The sequence below is a fragment of the Enterobacter sp. Y17 genome (assembly GCF_019730495.1).
Classification (GTDB): domain Bacteria; phylum Pseudomonadota; class Gammaproteobacteria; order Enterobacterales; family Enterobacteriaceae; genus Enterobacter; species Enterobacter asburiae_B.
Window position 1 is genome coordinate 160,051 of sequence record NZ_JAASKP010000005.1, and the last position, 16,515, is coordinate 176,565.

Genomic DNA, 16,515 nt, shown 5'->3' on the forward strand with positions numbered 1-16,515 from the left:
TCAGTTCACCAACGGGATCCGACGATAAAGCTCAATCATATCGCCCGCCAGATCCTGAATGACCATCGCGTTCATCAGGTGATCCTGAGAGTGGACGGTGATCAGGTTAACCGGAAGCTTCCCGGTCCCTTCGTCAAGCCCGATAAGCTGCGTCTGGATCGTGTGCGCATGCTTCACATATTCGCGCGACTCTTCCATCGCTTTTTCTGCTTCGTCAAACTCACCTTTACGCGCCATCTGTAGCGCCGTCAGGGCCGCACTGCGCGCCGCGCCTGCGTTGACCAGCAGTTCCATAATCGTGGTTTCTAAGTCTTCCATTATGACTCCAGAAGTTTGAGCGCTTTTTCCAGGACGGCATCGCCTTTCATCATGCCGTAATCCATCATGTCGATCACCGCGACCTTTTTACCCAGCGGCTCGGCCTGCGCCTGAAGTTTAGCCTGCTCGTATTTAACCTGTGGCCCCAGCAATACGATGTCGGCCGTCGCGATGTTGTCTTTAAACTCCGCAACCGGAACGGCTTTAATGGTGACTTCAACCCCTTTTTTCTGCGCGGCGTCTTTCATACGTTGAACCAGCATGCTGGTTGACATTCCCGCTGCACAGCATAAAACGATGTTCTTCATAATCAGCCTCGATCTACATGTGTTTATTGATAATTATCCCGTGCAGAGCGCTTCAACAACCGGTTTACCGCGATTGTGTGTCAGGCATCACAAAGAAACCGGCGATTTTCTGAAACCGGTTACAATTTTGCATTGTCGGGTACCCGGCCCGTTGAAACGGGCAGGGTGAAAGAGGGAGGATTAGCTGATGGACGTTCGATTGATGTGGTTTTTGCCCTGCTGTTTGGCGCTGTAGAGGGCGCTATCAACGCTTCCGACAAATTGCTCCAGCGGTTCAAAATGCCACTCCCCAAGACCGCCGCTGAACGTAACCCGCAGGTTTTCTTCTCGCCAGACGCGTTTTTCAACTGCGGTACGCCAGGCTTCCAGCAATGAGAGCGCAGACGTCATCTGCTCAGCCTGGAAGATTACCGCGAACTCTTCTCCACCGTACCGGTAAATCGAGACGTGATGTGGCTGCATAATCTGGATCCCTTCGCGGGCCACGTTGCGCAGAACGATATCACCGGTCAGGTGGCCCAGCGTGTCGTTAATCGACTTGAAGTTATCGATGTCCACCAGCGCCAGCGCGAAAGGCTGCTGGGCATTCAGCAGCTCCGCGATATCGCTATCGAACGCGCGGCGGTTTTTACAGCCCGTCAGCGCATCGTGAGTGGCCTGGCGCACATAGGCCATCTCACGCTCTTTATTGGACTGGATAGTGTGGCTGAGCATCGCTTCCAGGCGCGGCGCTTCGCTGACGTCGCCGGTTTTGATGGCATTGATAATGTGCATCAGCACGGTACGCGAGGCGTGACGGAGGTATAAGCCGAAGAGGATGATGATGATTGCCGCCAGCGCAAACCCCCAGCCAACAATCGTCGTTTCGTGGCGGGTGATATCGGTGAGCGTCTCGCCAGAGACCCGGTAGATGACAAACCAGTCCGGATTGGTAAACGAGTAGTAGTAGTACCAGGCGTTGCTTTTCTTATCGTAAAGGTGGCCTTCGCCGCTGGTCATTTTGTCCATTAGCGCTTCGCTCACGTATTGTTTGAAGAGCGCGCCTGTATCCGGGTGAAGCACAACGGCGCCGTCGCGTTCAACGACGAAGAATTCTCCCTGGACGGGCGCCACCATCTGACGCAGGGTGAAGCCCATTGACGTCAAATCGAGATGAAACGCGATCGTTCCCTTCAGTCTGCCTTCGGGTGAAATCAAGGGCTTATAAAGTGTGACCGTCGGATGGCCGGTGAAGTAGTCCATGTACGGGCGAGTATAGTGGCTGAAGATACTGGCTTCGGCCTGAGCGATAAACCACGGCCGCGTCCGGGGATCGAAGGTTTTACTCTTCTGCGTGGGGAGCACTTCCGGCGCGCGGAGATAATGCCCCTGCGTGTCCGCCAGCGAGATGGAGGACACGGTCGGCATCAGGTTTTGCAAATGCATCATCATCTGCAGCCCCTGCGTCGGGTTGACGTTGAGCGTCTCGTTTAGCCTGTCGTCGCGGGCAAAGTACATCGCGGAACGGCCCAGGATATAGTCGTTTTCACGCAGGATAGATTCGGTGTAGTTCACCGCCAGGTTGTGCGTGAAATTGCTGTTTATCTTATGATAATCCTCAAGAAAATCCTTTCGTTGCGAAAGCGTCACCGCGATCGCGATCACCGCAAAACTGCATAGGATCCCCGCGAAGCTGAGCATGATTGGTCGGGTAAAAGAGAGCTTTTTGCTGTGAAGTGCCATGAGCTGTACATCGTTCCTGATGGTGAATACTTTTCGTCTGCCGATATCCTCTCAGCATAGTCGCTGTCCTGCGGTTAGCGGTGAATTATACGACACACGATTTCTGGCGGGATGATTTATCTTAAGAACCATTAAGAAAATACTTATTCAACCTGCTGGCGGCCGTGTGCGCAATGAACCAGAGGCAGGGCGAAACGAGGAAGAAGCTTTTCGCCCTGGTCAGCATCCGTTGCTGACCGTGTGACAATAAAAAACCGGACGATCGCTGACAACCACCCGGTTTTGCCTTTTCGTCGCGCCTCGACAATTTTTTATGGTGTTGCAGCGCGTTTCAGCGTCATTGCGAGGTTCTTCCCAGCCAACTGTCCCAGTCTTTCCAGACAGGCTGAAGACCCTGAGCCGTCAGGGCTGCGGCGACCGCTTCCGGACGTCGTCCGTCATGAGGCACAAATTGCTCCAGCTCCGGACGATCGTCGGCGTAGCCGCCAGGCTGCGTTTTGGAAAACGCGCTGACGTTGTTAATCGCAAGCGGGATAACGCGATCGCGAAACGCCGGGGATTCACGCGTTGAGAGCGATAATTCCACTTCCGGGGCGAGCAGGCGAAACGCACAGATGGCCTGCACCAGCTGGCGTTCATCCATCAGCGAAGCCGGTTCAATCCCGCCCGCGCAAGGTCTCAGGCGCGGGAAGGAGATGGAATAACGGCTCTGCCAGTAGTGCTGCTGAAGCCACAGCAAATGTTCCGCCACCATGTAACAATCCACCCGCCAGCTGTCAGAGAGCCCGATCAGCGCTCCCAGACCGATTTTGTCGATCCCCGCGCGACCCAGCCTGTCCGGCGTTTCCAGCCGGAAAAAGAAATCCTGTTTCTTGCCCTTCAGGTGATGCCGGGCGTACGTCGCCTCGTGATAGGTTTCCTGGTAGACCATGACCCCGTCCAGTCCAAGGGTTTTGAGCTCCGCGTACTCCTCCTGCGCCAGGGGCTGTACTTCCATCTGCAGCGACGCAAACTGACGACGAATGGCGGGAAGGTGCTGACGGAAATAGTCCATTCCCACTTTTCCCTGATGTTCGCCCGTGACCAGCAGAAGATGTTCAAAGCCCATTTCACGAATGGCCGCGCACTCGCGGGCGATCTCACCTTCATCGAGCGTTTTACGCTTGATGCGGTTGCTCATGGAAAAACCGCAGTAGGTGCAGTCATTGGCGCACAGGTTTGAGAGATAGAGCGGCACGTAGAAGCTCACCGTGTTGCCAAAACGCTGGCGGGTGAGCCGCTGCGCTCGCTGGGCCATCGGCTCGAGGTACGCGCTGGCCGCCGGGGAGAGCAGGGCCATCAGATCCTCGCGGGTCAGATGGCGGGCATGCAGCGCGCGCTCCACGTCAGCCGCCGTTTTGCTGTTAATGCGCAGGGCAATGTCGTCCCAGCTAAGCTGCCGCCAGCGCTCGGTAAACGTGCTCATGAGATCGCCTCCAGAAAACCGGTCAGCGGGCTGGTGGCCTGTGCCTGGAAACTGCGCGAGCCGGGGCCGGACTCCCTTGCCAGCAGGCCAGCCTCTACGGCCATGCGGAACGCACGCGCCATCATGACCGGATCGTCGGCAACCGCGATGGCCGTGTTGACCAGCACCGCGTCGGCGCCCATCTCCAGCGCCTGCGCGGCATGGCTGGGCACGCCAATGCCCGCATCAACCACCACCGGCACGGTAGCCTGCTCAATAATGATTTCCAGCATCGCACGGGTTTCAAGCCCCTGGTTGGAGCCAATGGGGGCGCCCAGCGGCATGACGGCGGCGCAGCCGACCTCTTCCAGCCGTTTGCACAGAACAGGATCGGCGCCGCAGTAAGGCAGGACGGTAAACCCTTGCTGCACCAGCTTTTCAGCCGCTTTCAGCGTTTCGATGGGGTCGGGGAGCAGCCAGCGGGCGTCAGGATGAATTTCCAGCTTCAGCCAGCGGGTGCCGAGCGCCTCGCGGGCCAGCTGCGCGGCGAAAATCGCCTCTTCGGCCGTTTTGGCACCGGAGGTGTTGGGCAGCAGCGTGACGCCAGCCTCCAGTAAAGGCGCCAGAATAGCATCGCTGTGATGACGCAGATCCACGCGCTTGAGCGCCAGCGTCACCAGCTGGCTGCCGCTTTCGCGAATGGCATCCACCATCAGCTGCGGTGAGGCGAATTTTCCGGTTCCGGTAAACAGATGTGAATCAAAGACTTTATCGGCAATACGTAACATCTCAGCCCCCTGCGATAACCTGAAACAGCAGGATCTGGTCGCCGTCATTGACCTGCTGGTGTTCCCACTGCTCGCGCGGCAGGATCTGTTGATTGAGCGCCAGCGCCGTTCCCGGCTTGAGCTGGCGCAGCTTGTCGAGCAGTGCCGCAACGGTGAGCCCGTCGTCGCATTTCATCGGCTCATCGTTAAACAGAATGCGCATCGCGGCCTCCGCATACCGGGCAGCGGCTGGCGCGGTGTAACGCCAGATGGCGCCAGCCGCTGGAGCGGGCATCAAACAGCCGCAGCGTATTGCGTTCCGTCTCCATGCCGCTGAGCAGCTTGATGGCCTCCAGCGCCTGCATTGTGCCCATTACGCCGACCACCGGACCCAGAATGCCCGCCGTACGGCAGTTGCGCGCCGGCTCTGCATCATCCGGCCACAGACAGCGATAGCAGCCCTGCGACCACGGCGGGGTCAGGACCATCATCTGCCCGCCGAACCCCACCGCGCTGGCGGTGATAAGCGGCGTATTATTTGCCACGCAGGCGGCGTTAATCGCCTGGCGCGTCGCCATGTTGTCGGTGCAGTCCAGCACCACGTCGGCAAGGGCGACCTCACGGCTGAGGTTGTCACCGCTGAGCCGATCCTGCAGGGCAATCAGCGCGATATCCGGGTTGAGCTGGTTCAGGCGCTGCCGGGTAATTTGCGCTTTTGGCTGGTTGATATCCTCGGTGGTGAAGAGGATTTGTCGCTGCAGGTTGCTGAGGTGAACCTCGTCGTCGTCGGCCAGCACCAGCGTACCGATACCTGCACCAGCCAGATAAAGCGCGGCGGGCGCGCCTAACCCGCCCAGACCGACAATCAGCACCCGGCTGGCGAGCAGCTTTTGCTGTCCGTCGATGGCGATATCTTCCAGCAGGATCTGACGGCTGTAGCGCATAAAATCACGATCGTTCATCACCCGCTCCTGCCAGCTGTAACAGCTGTTCGGTGGCGAACCGCCAGTCTGCGGCCTGGGTGATGGCGCTGACGACGGCGATACTGCCGACGCCGGTCTCCAGCACCGCCGGGGCGCGTTCAAGGCTGATTCCGCCAATGGCGACGGTAGGGTAATCGGCAAGGCGTTTAACGTGACTCGCCAGCTGCGTCAGACCCTGCGGTGCGGAGGGCATCTGCTTGGTTTGCGTCGGGAAGACGTGACCCAGCGCGATGTAAGAGGGACGGGCCGCCAGCGCCACGTCGATCTCCATGTCATCGTGCGTTGAAACGCCAAGACGCAACCCGGCTTCGCGGATAGCGCTCAGATCCGTTGTTTCCAGGTCCTCCTGACCCAGGTGCACGCCGTACGCCTGGTGCTTAACGGCCAGCCGCCAGTAATCGTTGATAAACAGACGGGCGTTATGCCGACGGCCAAGCGCGATGGCGGCAGCCACATCGGCTTCCACCTCGTCATCGCGTTTATCCTTGATGCGCAGCTGGATCGTTCGAACGCCTGTCTCCAGCAGGCGCTCTATCCACTCCACGCTGTCCACCACCGGATAGAGCCCTAAACGGTAGGGGACGGGCGGGAAATCGGGCTTATACATTACGCCTCCTCTTTTTTGAGGTAGATTTCGCCGCCTTTGGCACGGAAGGTTTCAGACATGTCCGCCATACCCACTTCAATGGTCTGCGCGGCGGCGTAGTCGCGCACCTCCTGGCTGATTTTCATCGAGCAGAACTTCGGCCCGCACATAGAGCAGAAGTGCGCGACTTTGCCTGATTCCTGCGGGAGTGTCTCGTCGTGATAGGCGCGGGCGGTGAACGGGTCCAGCGCCAGGTTGAACTGGTCTTCCCAGCGGAATTCAAAGCGTGCCTTCGACATGGCGTTATCGCGGATTTGCGCGCCCGGATGGCCTTTGGCCAGATCCGCGGCGTGGGCGGCAATTTTGTAGGTAATCAGCCCCTGCTTCACGTCCTCTTTGTTTGGCAGGCCGAGGTGCTCTTTTGGCGTCACGTAGCAGAGCATCGCGCAGCCGAACCAGCCGATCATCGCCGCGCCAATGCCCGACGTGAAGTGGTCATAGCCCGGCGCAATATCGGTGGTCAACGGCCCCAGGGTGTAGAACGGCGCTTCGTGGCAGTGCTCCAGCTCCTCGGTCATGTTGCGGCGGATCATCTGCATCGGCACGTGGCCCGGGCCTTCAATCATCACCTGCACGTCATACTCCCAGGCGATTTTGGTCAGTTCGCCCAGCGTGTGCAGCTCGGCAAACTGCGCTTCGTCGTTCGCGTCGCGAATAGAGCCCGGACGCAGGCCGTCGCCCAGCGACAGAGAGACATCGTACGCGGCGCAGATTTCGCAGATCTCGCGGAAGTGTTCGTAGAGGAAGTTTTCCTGATGATGTGACAGGCACCACTTCGCCATGATGGAACCGCCGCGCGAGACGATGCCGGTCAGACGCTTTGCCGTCATCGGCACGTAGCGCAGCAGCACGCCCGCGTGAATGGTGAAGTAGTCCACGCCCTGTTCGGCCTGCTCCAGCAGCGTGTCGCGGAACGCTTCCCAGGTGAGGTCTTCGGCGATGCCGTTGACCTTCTCCAGCGCCTGATAAATCGGGACGGTGCCAATCGGTACCGGGCTGTTACGCAGGATCCATTCGCGGGTTTCGTGAATATAGCGGCCAGTGGAGAGATCCATTACCGTGTCCGCGCCCCAGCGCGTGGACCAGACCAGCTTCTCCACCTCTTCTTCGATGGAGGAGGTGACGGCCGAGTTACCGATGTTAGCGTTGACCTTCACCAGGAAGTTGCGGCCGATAATCATCGGCTCGGATTCCGGGTGGTTGATATTAGCAGGGATAATCGCGCGGCCTGCGGCCACTTCGTCACGCACAAATTCCGGCGTGATGTTCTCCGGCAGGCGAGCGCCAAAGCCTTCACCCGGATGCTGATAGCGCAGCACTTCGCTACGGATGCGCTCGCGACCCATGTTTTCGCGAATGGCGATGAACTCCATCTCCGGCGTGACGATGCCCCGGCGCGCGTAGTGCAGCTGGGTCACGCATTTGCCCGCTTTAGCGCGTTTTGGCGTCAGCAGGCCGGTAAAGCGCAGCTCGTCCAGACCGTCGTCGGCCAGGCGCTCTTTGGTATACGCAGAACTCAGGACGCTCAGCTCTTCGCAGTCGTTACGCGCGTCAATCCACGGCTGGCGCAGCTTAGCCAGACCCTGCTGGACGTTGATGGCAACATCAGGATCGCCGTACGGACCGGAGGTGTCATATACCGGCACGGCTTCGTTGTCTTCATACTGCGGGTTATCTTTGCTGCCGCCGATAAGCGTCGGGCTAAGCTGAATTTCGCGCATTGGGACGCGGATATCGGCCTGCGAGCCGGAAATGTAGATGCGTTTCGAGTTCGGGAAAGCGGTGCCTTCCAGCGTGTCGATGAAGTGTTGGGCCTGTGCGCGCTGTTCGCGGCGGGTCAGTTTTGCAGTAGACATAGCTCATTCCAAAAGTGAAGGACATGGCTTGTCAGACGACGGATGAAGCAAGAGAGGATCGCCCTCAGGCGATACAACAGCAGTGTGACTCTTGTTCCCTTCGCAGGTATTAGCCTGATCAGGTTCCGCGGATCCCGAATTAACGGTCTCAGCCCGCGCTTTCAGGCGCTGGGCACTCCGACAAGAAAAATCCCCCTCGTGAGAGGGGCGAATGGTTGTAAATTACTCGTTAACGGTGAAGAACTCAAGCAGGGCGCGCGACGTTCTCTTCGTTACTGATGTTCAAATCATTGTCCAGCACGAGGGCGATCAGCTTATCTTCCAGCGTGAATCGCTCTTCCAGCGCTTCGCCGAGGTCGGATAGCGCCTGCTGAAACTCAAGATAGTTATCGTGGTCGATAGCGTTCTCGAGCGCGGAATCATAGTAATCCATGATCTGCTGGGTGTTGGCTTCCAGAAGGGGATAGAGCTTGCTGGCCGCTAAATAGGGTGTTGTCCCTTCCATTTCGCGGATAATGCGTTCATAAATATTGAAATGGCCGTCGGACAGATAGTCGACCAGGCCCTGACAAAAATCATCCAGCGCTTTTTCATTCAGTCGCATAAACGATTCTTTGCCAGGCTTAATACCGACCAGATTGTAATAAGCCACGAGTAGATGCTTGCGTACATGTAGCCAGCGATCCACCAGTTTGTTATTTCCTCTAACGCGCTCAGTCAGGCTTTGCAGCTGGTTTAACATGGTCGACTCCGCAAAATGTAGGATTGAATCTGCTTATCCAGAATGTAACCACAATGCTAACAACATGTCAGTGAAGCGAAGGTAGTGCAATAGATATGGATCGTATTATTGAAAAATCAGATCTTGGTTGGTGGATCGTCAGTCACGAACAAAAATTATGGCTTCCTGCCGGGGAAATCCCCTACGGTGCAGCTGAGGCGTTCGATCTCGTCGGCCAGCCTGCGCTGAAGATCGGCGAGTGGCAGGGTGAGCCGGTGTGGTTGATCCAACAGTCCCGCCGCCAGGATATGGGATCGGTGCGCCAGGTGCTGGATCTGGACGTGGGGCTGTTCCAGCTGGCGGGGCGCGGCGTGCAGCTTTCTGAATTTTACCGCTCGCATAAATACTGCGGCTATTGCGGTCATACCATGCGCCCGAGCAAAACCGAGTGGGCGATGCTCTGCAGCCACTGCCGCGAACGCTACTATCCGCAGATAGCGCCGTGCATTATCGTCGCTATCCGCCGGGAGGATTCCATCCTGCTGGCGCAGCATACCCGCCATCGCAACGGCATTCACACCGTGCTGGCCGGCTTCGTCGAGGTGGGCGAAACGCTGGAGCAGGCGGTAGCGCGCGAGGTGATGGAGGAGAGCGGGATCAAAGTGAAGAACCTGCGCTACGTTACCTCCCAGCCGTGGCCGTTCCCGCAGTCTCTGATGACGGCATTTATGGCCGAATACGACAGCGGCGAGATCGTTATCGACCAGAAAGAGCTGCTGGAAGCAAACTGGTATCGCTACGACGATCTACCGCTGTTACCTCCGCCGGGCACCGTGGCACGTCGCCTGATAGAAGATACCGTGGCGATGTGTCGGGCCGAGTATGAGTAGTGTTACACTGAGGCCATGACGCTTAAGGAACTGCAAAAATGACCGAACTGAAGAACGATCGTTATCTGCGTGCGCTGCTGCGCCAGCCCGTTGATGTCACCCCGGTGTGGATGATGCGCCAGGCGGGACGCTATCTCCCGGAGTACAAAGCCACGCGCGCGCAGGCGGGCGATTTTATGTCGCTGTGCAAAAACGCCGAGCTGGCCTGCGAAGTGACGCTCCAGCCGCTGCGCCGCTTCCCGCTGGATGCTGCGATCCTCTTCTCGGATATTCTGACCATTCCGGATGCAATGGGCCTTGGCCTGTACTTCGAAACCGGTGAAGGTCCGCGTTTCACCTCCCCAATCAAAAGCAAAGCCGACGTGGATAAGCTGCCGATCCCCGATCCGGAAGGCGAGCTGGGCTACGTGATGAACGCCGTGCGCACCATTCGCCGCGAGCTGAAAGGTGAAGTGCCGCTGATTGGCTTCTCCGGCAGCCCGTGGACGCTGGCGACCTATATGGTTGAAGGAGGCAGCAGCAAAGCCTTCACCATGATTAAAAAGATGATGTACGCCGAGCCGCTGGCCCTGCATGCGCTGCTCGATAAGCTGGCGAAGAGCGTCACCCTCTACCTGAACGCGCAGATTAAGGCGGGTGCGCAGTCGGTGATGATTTTCGATACCTGGGGCGGCGTGCTGACCGGGCGCGATTATCAGCAGTTCTCCCTGTACTACATGCACAAAATCGTCGACGGCCTGCTGCGTGAAAACGAAGGCCGCCGCGTGCCGGTGACGCTGTTCACCAAAGGTGGCGGTCAGTGGCTGGAAGCGATGGCGGCAACCGGCTGCGACGCGCTGGGCCTCGACTGGACCACCGATATCGCCGATGCGCGCCGTCGCGTGGGCGACAAAGTGGCGCTGCAGGGCAATATGGACCCGTCCATGCTCTATGCGCCGCCAGCGCGCATTGAAGAAGAAGTGTCGACTATACTGTCTGGTTTCGGCCAGGGTGAAGGCCACGTCTTTAACCTCGGCCACGGCATTCATCAGGATGTGCCGCCAGAACACGCAGGCGTATTTGTGGAGGCGGTGCATCGGCTTTCTGCCCAGTATCACAAGTAAGGAGTGGTTATGGATCTCGCGTCGCTACGCGCTCAACAAATCGAACTGGCCTCATCGGTGATCCGCGAGGATCGTCTGGATAAAGATCCTCCGCAGTACATTGGCGGAGCAGACGTCGGATTCGAGCAGGGTGGGGAAGTGACGCGAGCGGCGATGGTGGTACTGAAATATCCTTCGCTTGAGCTGGTGGAGTACAAGGTAGCGCGTATCGCGACCACCATGCCGTACATTCCGGGCTTTCTCTCCTTCCGCGAATATCCCGCGCTGCTGGCAGCGTGGGAGCAACTCTCGCAAAAACCTGACCTGCTGTTTGTCGATGGACACGGTATCTCACACCCGCGCCGTTTAGGCGTTGCCAGCCATTTTGGTCTGCTGGTGGATGTGCCGACCATTGGCGTTGCCAAGAAACGCCTGTGCGGCGCATTTGAACCTCTTTCTGCCGAGCCGGGCGCGCTGGCGCCGCTTATCCATAAAGGTGAGCAGCTAGCGTGGGTCTGGCGCAGCAAGGCGCGCTGTAACCCGCTCTTTATCGCCACGGGGCACCGGGTGAGCATGGACAGCGCCCTGGCGTGGGTGCAGCGCTGCATGAAGGGCTACCGCTTGCCGGAGCCGACGCGCTGGGCAGATGCCGTGGCCTCTTCGCGTCCGGCTTTTGTTCGTTGGCAGGAAATTCAGCGATGATTCAGGTAAACTGCGCCTAATTTTCGATTCGAGAGATCATCATGCTACAAAACCCGATTCACCTGCGCCTTGAGAAACTTGAAAGCTGGCAGCACGTGACGTTTATGGCTTGCCTGTGCGAGCGCATGTATCCCAACTATGCCGCGTTCTGTAAGGAGACGGGCTTTGGTGATGGCCATATCTACCGCCGCATTCTGGATCTGATCTGGGAAACGCTGACGGTAAAAGACGCGAAGGTGAACTTCGACTCCCAGCTGGAAAAGCTGGAAGAGGCTATTCCGGCTGCGGATGATTTTGACCTGTACGGTGTCTACCCGGCGATTGATGCCTGCGTGGCGTTAAGCGAACTGCTTCACTCCCGTCTGAGCGGTGAAACGCTGGAGCACGCAATTGAAGTCAGTAAGGCATCGATTACGACCGTCGCGATGCTGGAAATGACCCAGGAAGGTCGCGAGATGACCGACGAAGAGCTGCGTGCAAACCCGGCGGTTGAGCAAGAATGGGACATTCAGTGGGAAATTTTCCGCCTGCTGGCAGAGTGTGAAGAACGCGATATTGAGCTGATAAAAGGGCTGCGCGCGGACTTACGAGAGGCTGCGGAGAGCAATATTGGTATAATTTTTAACCAATGAGACAATAAATCTTGAGATAACGCCCGTTTTGTCGCTCCTCGACTCTTCCCTTTCGCCCCTTGTCTGGTCTACATTTGGGGGGCGAAAAAAAGTGGCTATCGGTGCGTGTATGCAGGAGAGTGCTTTTTTGGCATTTTCGTCGCACTCGATGCTTAGCAAGCGATAAACACATTGAAAGGATAACTTATGAACAAGACTCAACTGATTGATGTAATTGCGGACAAGGCTGATCTGTCTAAAGTGCAGGCTAAAGCTGCTCTGGAATCTACCCTGGCTGCTATTACTGAGTCTCTGAAAGAAGGCGATGCTGTGCAACTGGTTGGTTTCGGTACCTTCAAAGTGAACCACCGCGCTGAGCGTACTGGCCGCAACCCGCAGACCGGTAAAGAAATCAAAATCGCCGCAGCTAACGTGCCGGCATTTGTTTCTGGTAAAGCACTGAAAGACGCTGTTAAGTAAGACGCGTGGCAGTGAACAGTTTTAGCGAAGGGGCGGCAACGCCCCTTTTGTCTTTCTGGCGTGGAACGCTCGCGCTGGCAGGCATGCTGCTGCTGTCAGCCTGCAGCCACGACACCTCCCTGCCGCCGTTTACCGCCAGCGGCTACGCGGACAACCAGGGTGCTGTGAGGATCTGGCGCAAAGATTCCGGCGGCGAAGTGCATCTGCTTTCTGCCTTCAGCCCGTGGCATAACGGCAATACGTCGACTGCGGAATATCGCTGGCAGGGAGATGACCTGTCGCTGATTGAACTGAACGTCTACAGCAAGACCCCCGAACACGTGAAAGTGCGTTTTGACGACCATGGCGAGCTGAGCTTTATGCAGCGCGAAGTCAGCGGCCAAAAACAGCAGCTTTCCAGCGATCAGATCGCTCTCTACCGTTATCGTGCCGAACAAATCCGCCAGACCAGCGATGCGCTTCGTCTGGGACGCGTTGTGCTGCGCCAGGGGCGCTGGCATGCCGATGGGACGGTGACAACCTGCGAAGGACAGACGGTCAAGCCTGAGCTCGAATCTTGGGCAACAGAACACATTCAACGCCGTCAGCGTCATTCATCAATGGAGGTGAGTTTGGCGTGGCTGGAAGCGCCGGAAGGCTCTCAGCTGCTGCTGGTGGCGAACGAAGACTTCTGCACCTGGCAGCCGACGGAAAAAAGTTTTTGATTTAAATCCCCTCTCCCTTGAGGGAGAGGGTTAGGGTGAGGGGGAAATTACTCTCCCTGCTCACGCGCAATCGCGCGATAACCGATATCCTGACGGCTAAAGCTGCCGTTCCAGTGAATATCCGCCATCAGCGCGTAGGCGCGTTTCTGCGCTTCTGCCACGGTATGGCCCAGCGCGGTCGCACACAGCACGCGTCCGCCGTTGGTGAGGACGCGATCGTCGTCAGCCAGCTTCGTACCCGCATGGAACACCTTCGCACCGTCAATCTCTTCCAGCGGCAGGCCGTGGATCTCATCCCCGGTGTTGTAGTTGCCCGGGTAACCACCCGCCGCAATCACCACGCCCAGAGACGCACGCTCGTCCCACTCTGAGGTTTTCTCGTCGAGCTTGCCTTCGCAGGCTGCCAGACACAGTTCCACCAGATCGGATTTCATGCGCAGCATGATGGGCTGCGTTTCCGGATCGCCAAAGCGGCAGTTGAATTCGATGACCTTAGGGTTACCCTGTTTGTCGATCATCAGACCTGCATAGAGGAAACCGGTGTAGGTGTTGCCTTCCGCCGCCATCCCTTTCACGGTTGGCCAGATGACGCGATCCATGGTGCGCTGGTGGACTTCGTCAGTCACTACCGGAGCGGGGGAGTAAGCGCCCATTCCGCCAGTATTCGGGCCGGAATCGCCATTGCCCACGCGCTTGTGATCCTGGCTGGTGGCCATCGGCAGAACGTGCTCGCCGTCGACCATCACGATAAAGCTGGCCTCTTCACCGTCGAGGAACTCTTCGATCACGATGCGGTGGCCCGCGTCGCCAAAGGCGTTACCCGCCAGCATATCCTGAACCGCGGCTTCCGCTTCTTCGAGCGTCATCGCCACGATCACGCCTTTACCAGCGGCCAGGCCGTCGGCCTTGATCACAATCGGCGCGCCTTTTTCACGCAGGTAGGCCAGGGCTGGCTCCACTTCGGTGAAGTTCTGATATTCCGCCGTCGGGATGTTATGACGCGCGAGGAAATCTTTGGTGAAGGCTTTGGAGCCTTCCAGCTGCGCGGCGCCTTCCGTAGGCCCGAAGATTGTCAGACCCGCCGCGCGGAACGCATCGACGACGCCAATCACCAGCGGCGCTTCCGGGCCCACAATCGTCAGATCGATTTTCTCGCTCTGGGCAAAGCTCAGCAGCGCCGGGATATCGGTCACGCCGATAGCCACGTTTTGCAGCGCGGGTTCCAGCGCGGTACCGGCGTTGCCCGGTGCTACGAAAACTGTTTTCACCAGCGGAGACTGCGCCGCTTTCCACGCCAGAGCGTGCTCGCGTCCGCCGTTACCAATCACTAATACTTTCATTTTCTGCTCCCGGAATTAATGGCGGAAGTGGCGCATGTCGGTGAAGATCATTGCAATGCCGTGTTCGTCGGCAGCGGCAATCACTTCGTCGTCGCGAATTGAGCCGCCAGGCTGGATCACACAGGTGATGCCCACTGCAGCAGCCGCGTCGATACCGTCACGGAACGGGAAGAAGGCGTCAGAAGCCATGGCGGAGCCTTTCACTTCCAGACCTTCATCGCCTGCTTTAATGCCCGCGATTTTCGCGGAGTAAACGCGGCTCATCTGGCCTGCGCCTATCCCGATAGTCATGTTTTCTTTGGCGTAGACGATGGCGTTGGATTTGACGAACTTCGCGACCTTCCAGCAGAACAGCGCGTCACGCAGTTCCTGTTCGGTCGGTTGACGTTTGGTTACCACGCGCAGGTCGGCTTCTGTCACCATACCCAGATCGCGGTCCTGAACCAGCAGGCCGCCGTTCACGCGCTTGAAGTCCAGGCCCGGCACGCGTTCTGCCCACTGGCCGCAAACCAGCACGCGCACGTTCTGTTTTGCCGCGGTGATTTTCAGCGCCTCTTCGGATGCGGATGGCGCGATGATCACTTCAACGAACTGGCGGGAGATGATGGCCTGTGCGGTTTCAGCATCCAGCTCGCGGTTGAAGGCGATAATGCCGCCGAACGCGGAGGTCGGGTCGGTTTTGTACGCGCGATCGTAGGCATCCAGAATAGAGGTGCTCACGGCAACGCCGCATGGGTTCGCATGCTTAACGATAACGCAGGCCGGCTCGCTGAACTCTTTCACGCATTCCAGCGCGGCGTCGGTGTCAGCAATGTTGTTATAAGAGAGCGCTTTGCCCTGAACCTGCTGAGCGGTCGCAACAGAGGCTTCTTTTACCTCTTCTTCTATATAGAAGGCTGCCTGCTGGTGGCTGTTCTCACCGTAACGCATATCCTGCTTCTTAATGAAGTTCAGGTTCAGGGTGCGCGGGAAGCGGCCAGAAGGATCTTTGCTTTCACCGTGGTAAGCAGGCACCAGGCTACCGAAGTAATTGGCGATCATGCTGTCGTACGCCGCGGTGTGCTCGAAGGCTTTAATGGCGAGGTCGAAACGCGTTTCCAGAGTCAGGGACCCTTCGTTGGCGTCCATCTCATTAATAATGGTGTTGTAATCGCTGCTCTTTACGACGATGGCCACATCTTTATGGTTCTTGGCCGCGGAGCGCACCATGGTTGGGCCGCCGATATCAATATTCTCTACGGCATCTTCCAGAGAACAGCCTTCGCGAGCAACGGTCTGGGCAAAAGGGTAGAGGTTAACGACAACCATGTCGATTGGGGCGATGTCATGCTGTTCCATAATGGCGTCGTCCTGACCGCGACGGCCAAGAATACCGCCGTGCACTTTCGGGTGCAGAGTTTTGACGCGTCCATCCATCATTTCCGGGAAACCGGTGTAATCGGACACTTCGGTTACCGGCAGACCTTTATCTGCTAACAGGCGAGCGGTACCGCCTGTAGAAAGCAGCTCCACACCGCGTGCGGAAAGTGCCTGAGCGAATTCGACGATACCGGCTTTATCAGAAACACTGAGCAGAGCGCGGCGGACTGGACGACGTTGTTGCATGGTAAATCCCCTGGATTTCACGATTACAGAGAGCGTTAGATGAATTTTCCTGCGAAAAACTCATCTAACACACCTGACGGGGCATCCTTATTAAGCGCGAGCATTTTAACGAAAACGTTTGCGCAACGCTCGCACATTTTCACTTTTTCGTATCATTGTGGATAAGTCTGTGTGTAAAAAGGTATAAGGCGGGGTTTTGCTGTGGAATGCAGCAGTCAGTCATTTTTCTGACATTTAGCGGTTGCGGCCAGCCGAGAACTCCCTATAATGCGCCTCCATCGACACGGCGGATGTGAATCACTTCACAGACAACGCGGTCGGTTGAAGAGAAAAATT

The 16,515-nt window shown here is 57.6% G+C and carries 18 protein-coding genes and 1 riboswitch; of the genes, 6 read left to right on the top strand and 12 right to left on the bottom strand.

Features of this window, described 5'->3' with window-relative positions; genetic code table 11:
• From HCH49_RS19300 to HCH49_RS19345, 10 genes are all read right to left on the bottom strand, one after another.
• Nucleotides 1-318: a PTS lactose/cellobiose transporter subunit IIA gene (locus HCH49_RS19300; RefSeq protein ID WP_008503455.1), complete on the bottom strand. Its 318-nt coding sequence runs from the start codon at nt 316-318 to the stop codon at nt 1-3.
• Nucleotides 318-626, bottom strand: coding sequence for a PTS sugar transporter subunit IIB (locus HCH49_RS19305; RefSeq protein ID WP_023334100.1), 309 nt, complete (start codon nt 624-626; stop codon nt 318-320). Before HCH49_RS19305 ends, HCH49_RS19300 begins: the two co-directional genes overlap by 1 nt.
• A gap of 180 nt (nt 627-806) precedes the next feature.
• Nucleotides 807-2,348, bottom strand: a complete 1,542-nt coding sequence (locus HCH49_RS19310; RefSeq protein WP_221703243.1) for a sensor domain-containing diguanylate cyclase — start codon at nt 2,346-2,348, stop codon at nt 807-809.
• 337 nt (nt 2,349-2,685) lie between these two features.
• Nucleotides 2,686-3,813, bottom strand: a complete 1,128-nt coding sequence (gene thiH / locus HCH49_RS19315; RefSeq protein ID WP_033146990.1) for a 2-iminoacetate synthase ThiH — start codon at nt 3,811-3,813, stop codon at nt 2,686-2,688.
• Nucleotides 3,810-4,580 (bottom strand): thiazole synthase, encoded by a 771-nt coding sequence (gene thiG, locus HCH49_RS19320; RefSeq protein WP_023334103.1) that lies wholly within the window; start codon nt 4,578-4,580, stop codon nt 3,810-3,812. Before thiG ends, thiH begins: the two co-directional genes overlap by 4 nt.
• A gap of 1 nt (nt 4,581) precedes the next feature.
• On the bottom strand, nt 4,582-4,782 hold the full coding sequence (thiS, locus tag HCH49_RS19325; protein ID WP_033146989.1) for a sulfur carrier protein ThiS: 201 nt from the start codon (nt 4,780-4,782) through the stop codon (nt 4,582-4,584).
• Nucleotides 4,766-5,521 (bottom strand): HesA/MoeB/ThiF family protein, encoded by a 756-nt coding sequence (locus HCH49_RS19330; RefSeq protein WP_182931417.1) that lies wholly within the window; start codon nt 5,519-5,521, stop codon nt 4,766-4,768. Before HCH49_RS19330 ends, thiS begins: the two co-directional genes overlap by 17 nt.
• Nucleotides 5,508-6,149 (bottom strand): thiamine phosphate synthase, encoded by a 642-nt coding sequence (gene thiE, locus HCH49_RS19335; protein ID WP_064673103.1) that lies wholly within the window; start codon nt 6,147-6,149, stop codon nt 5,508-5,510. The genes HCH49_RS19330 and thiE overlap by 14 nt, the downstream gene beginning before the upstream one ends.
• On the bottom strand, nt 6,149-8,044 hold the full coding sequence (thiC, locus tag HCH49_RS19340) for a phosphomethylpyrimidine synthase ThiC (protein ID WP_023309975.1): 1,896 nt from the start codon (nt 8,042-8,044) through the stop codon (nt 6,149-6,151). Before thiC ends, thiE begins: the two co-directional genes overlap by 1 nt.
• 78 nt (nt 8,045-8,122) lie before the next feature.
• Nucleotides 8,123-8,234: riboswitch (TPP riboswitch) on the bottom strand.
• 54 nt (nt 8,235-8,288) lie between these two features.
• Nucleotides 8,289-8,786, bottom strand: coding sequence for an Rsd/AlgQ family anti-sigma factor (locus HCH49_RS19345; RefSeq protein WP_023309976.1), 498 nt, complete (start codon nt 8,784-8,786; stop codon nt 8,289-8,291).
• 95 nt (nt 8,787-8,881) lie between these two features.
• Here HCH49_RS19345 and nudC point away from each other — a divergent pair, with 95 nt between their 5' ends.
• From nudC to HCH49_RS19375, 6 genes are all read left to right on the top strand, one after another.
• Nucleotides 8,882-9,655 (top strand): NAD(+) diphosphatase, encoded by a 774-nt coding sequence (gene nudC, locus HCH49_RS19350; RefSeq protein WP_033146985.1) that lies wholly within the window; start codon nt 8,882-8,884, stop codon nt 9,653-9,655.
• 38 nt (nt 9,656-9,693) lie between these two features.
• Nucleotides 9,694-10,758, top strand: a complete 1,065-nt coding sequence (gene hemE, locus HCH49_RS19355) for a uroporphyrinogen decarboxylase (protein ID WP_029742041.1) — start codon at nt 9,694-9,696, stop codon at nt 10,756-10,758.
• A 9-nt stretch (nt 10,759-10,767) separates the two neighbouring features.
• Nucleotides 10,768-11,439, top strand: coding sequence for a deoxyribonuclease V (nfi, locus tag HCH49_RS19360; RefSeq protein ID WP_023309979.1), 672 nt, complete (start codon nt 10,768-10,770; stop codon nt 11,437-11,439).
• A 41-nt stretch (nt 11,440-11,480) separates the two neighbouring features.
• The gene (locus HCH49_RS19365) at nt 11,481-12,071 is read left to right on the top strand and encodes a YjaG family protein (protein WP_033146983.1); all 591 of its coding nucleotides are present in this window, start codon (nt 11,481-11,483) and stop codon (nt 12,069-12,071) included.
• 186 nt (nt 12,072-12,257) lie between these two features.
• The gene (gene hupA, locus HCH49_RS19370) at nt 12,258-12,530 is read left to right on the top strand and encodes a nucleoid-associated protein HU-alpha (protein WP_002445246.1); all 273 of its coding nucleotides are present in this window, start codon (nt 12,258-12,260) and stop codon (nt 12,528-12,530) included.
• Nucleotides 12,531-12,541: 11 nt separating this feature from the next.
• Nucleotides 12,542-13,234, top strand: a complete 693-nt coding sequence (locus HCH49_RS19375) for a DUF1481 domain-containing protein (RefSeq protein ID WP_221703246.1) — start codon at nt 12,542-12,544, stop codon at nt 13,232-13,234.
• A 47-nt stretch (nt 13,235-13,281) separates the two neighbouring features.
• Here the strand turns inward: HCH49_RS19375 and purD are convergent, their stop codons facing one another.
• A complete protein-coding gene (gene purD, locus HCH49_RS19380) occupies nt 13,282-14,574 on the bottom strand; it encodes a phosphoribosylamine--glycine ligase (RefSeq protein ID WP_213788325.1) in 1,293 nt (430 codons plus the stop codon).
• Between the two features lie 15 nt (nt 14,575-14,589).
• Nucleotides 14,590-16,179, bottom strand: a complete 1,590-nt coding sequence (gene purH, locus HCH49_RS19385; protein WP_033146979.1) for a bifunctional phosphoribosylaminoimidazolecarboxamide formyltransferase/IMP cyclohydrolase — start codon at nt 16,177-16,179, stop codon at nt 14,590-14,592.
• Nucleotides 16,180-16,515: the final 336 nt, after the last annotated feature.

Bases quoted from the DNA above. Each gene is read 5' to 3' on its own strand.
- HCH49_RS19300 (WP_008503455.1), bottom strand. From the start codon at position 318: ATGGAAGACTTAGAAACCACGATTATGGAACTGCTGGTCAACGCAGGC.
- HCH49_RS19305 (WP_023334100.1), bottom strand. From the start codon at position 626: ATGAAGAACATCGTTTTATGCTGTGCAGCGGGAATGTCAACCAGCATG.
- HCH49_RS19310 (WP_221703243.1), bottom strand. From the start codon at position 2,348: ATGGCACTTCACAGCAAAAAGCTCTCTTTTACCCGACCAATCATGCTC.
- thiH (WP_033146990.1), bottom strand. From the start codon at position 3,813: ATGAGCACGTTTACCGAGCGCTGGCGGCAGCTTAGCTGGGACGACATT.
- thiG (WP_023334103.1), bottom strand. From the start codon at position 4,580: ATGTTACGTATTGCCGATAAAGTCTTTGATTCACATCTGTTTACCGGA.
- thiS (WP_033146989.1), bottom strand. From the start codon at position 4,782: ATGCGCATTCTGTTTAACGATGAGCCGATGAAATGCGACGACGGGCTC.
- HCH49_RS19330 (WP_182931417.1), bottom strand. From the start codon at position 5,521: ATGAACGATCGTGATTTTATGCGCTACAGCCGTCAGATCCTGCTGGAA.
- thiE (WP_064673103.1), bottom strand. From the start codon at position 6,149: ATGTATAAGCCCGATTTCCCGCCCGTCCCCTACCGTTTAGGGCTCTAT.
- thiC (WP_023309975.1), bottom strand. From the start codon at position 8,044: ATGTCTACTGCAAAACTGACCCGCCGCGAACAGCGCGCACAGGCCCAA.
- HCH49_RS19345 (WP_023309976.1), bottom strand. From the start codon at position 8,786: ATGTTAAACCAGCTGCAAAGCCTGACTGAGCGCGTTAGAGGAAATAAC.
- nudC (WP_033146985.1), top strand. From the start codon at position 8,882: ATGGATCGTATTATTGAAAAATCAGATCTTGGTTGGTGGATCGTCAGT.
- hemE (WP_029742041.1), top strand. From the start codon at position 9,694: ATGACCGAACTGAAGAACGATCGTTATCTGCGTGCGCTGCTGCGCCAG.
- nfi (WP_023309979.1), top strand. From the start codon at position 10,768: ATGGATCTCGCGTCGCTACGCGCTCAACAAATCGAACTGGCCTCATCG.
- HCH49_RS19365 (WP_033146983.1), top strand. From the start codon at position 11,481: ATGCTACAAAACCCGATTCACCTGCGCCTTGAGAAACTTGAAAGCTGG.
- hupA (WP_002445246.1), top strand. From the start codon at position 12,258: ATGAACAAGACTCAACTGATTGATGTAATTGCGGACAAGGCTGATCTG.
- purD (WP_213788325.1), bottom strand. From the start codon at position 14,574: ATGAAAGTATTAGTGATTGGTAACGGCGGACGCGAGCACGCTCTGGCG.
- purH (WP_033146979.1), bottom strand. From the start codon at position 16,179: ATGCAACAACGTCGTCCAGTCCGCCGCGCTCTGCTCAGTGTTTCTGAT.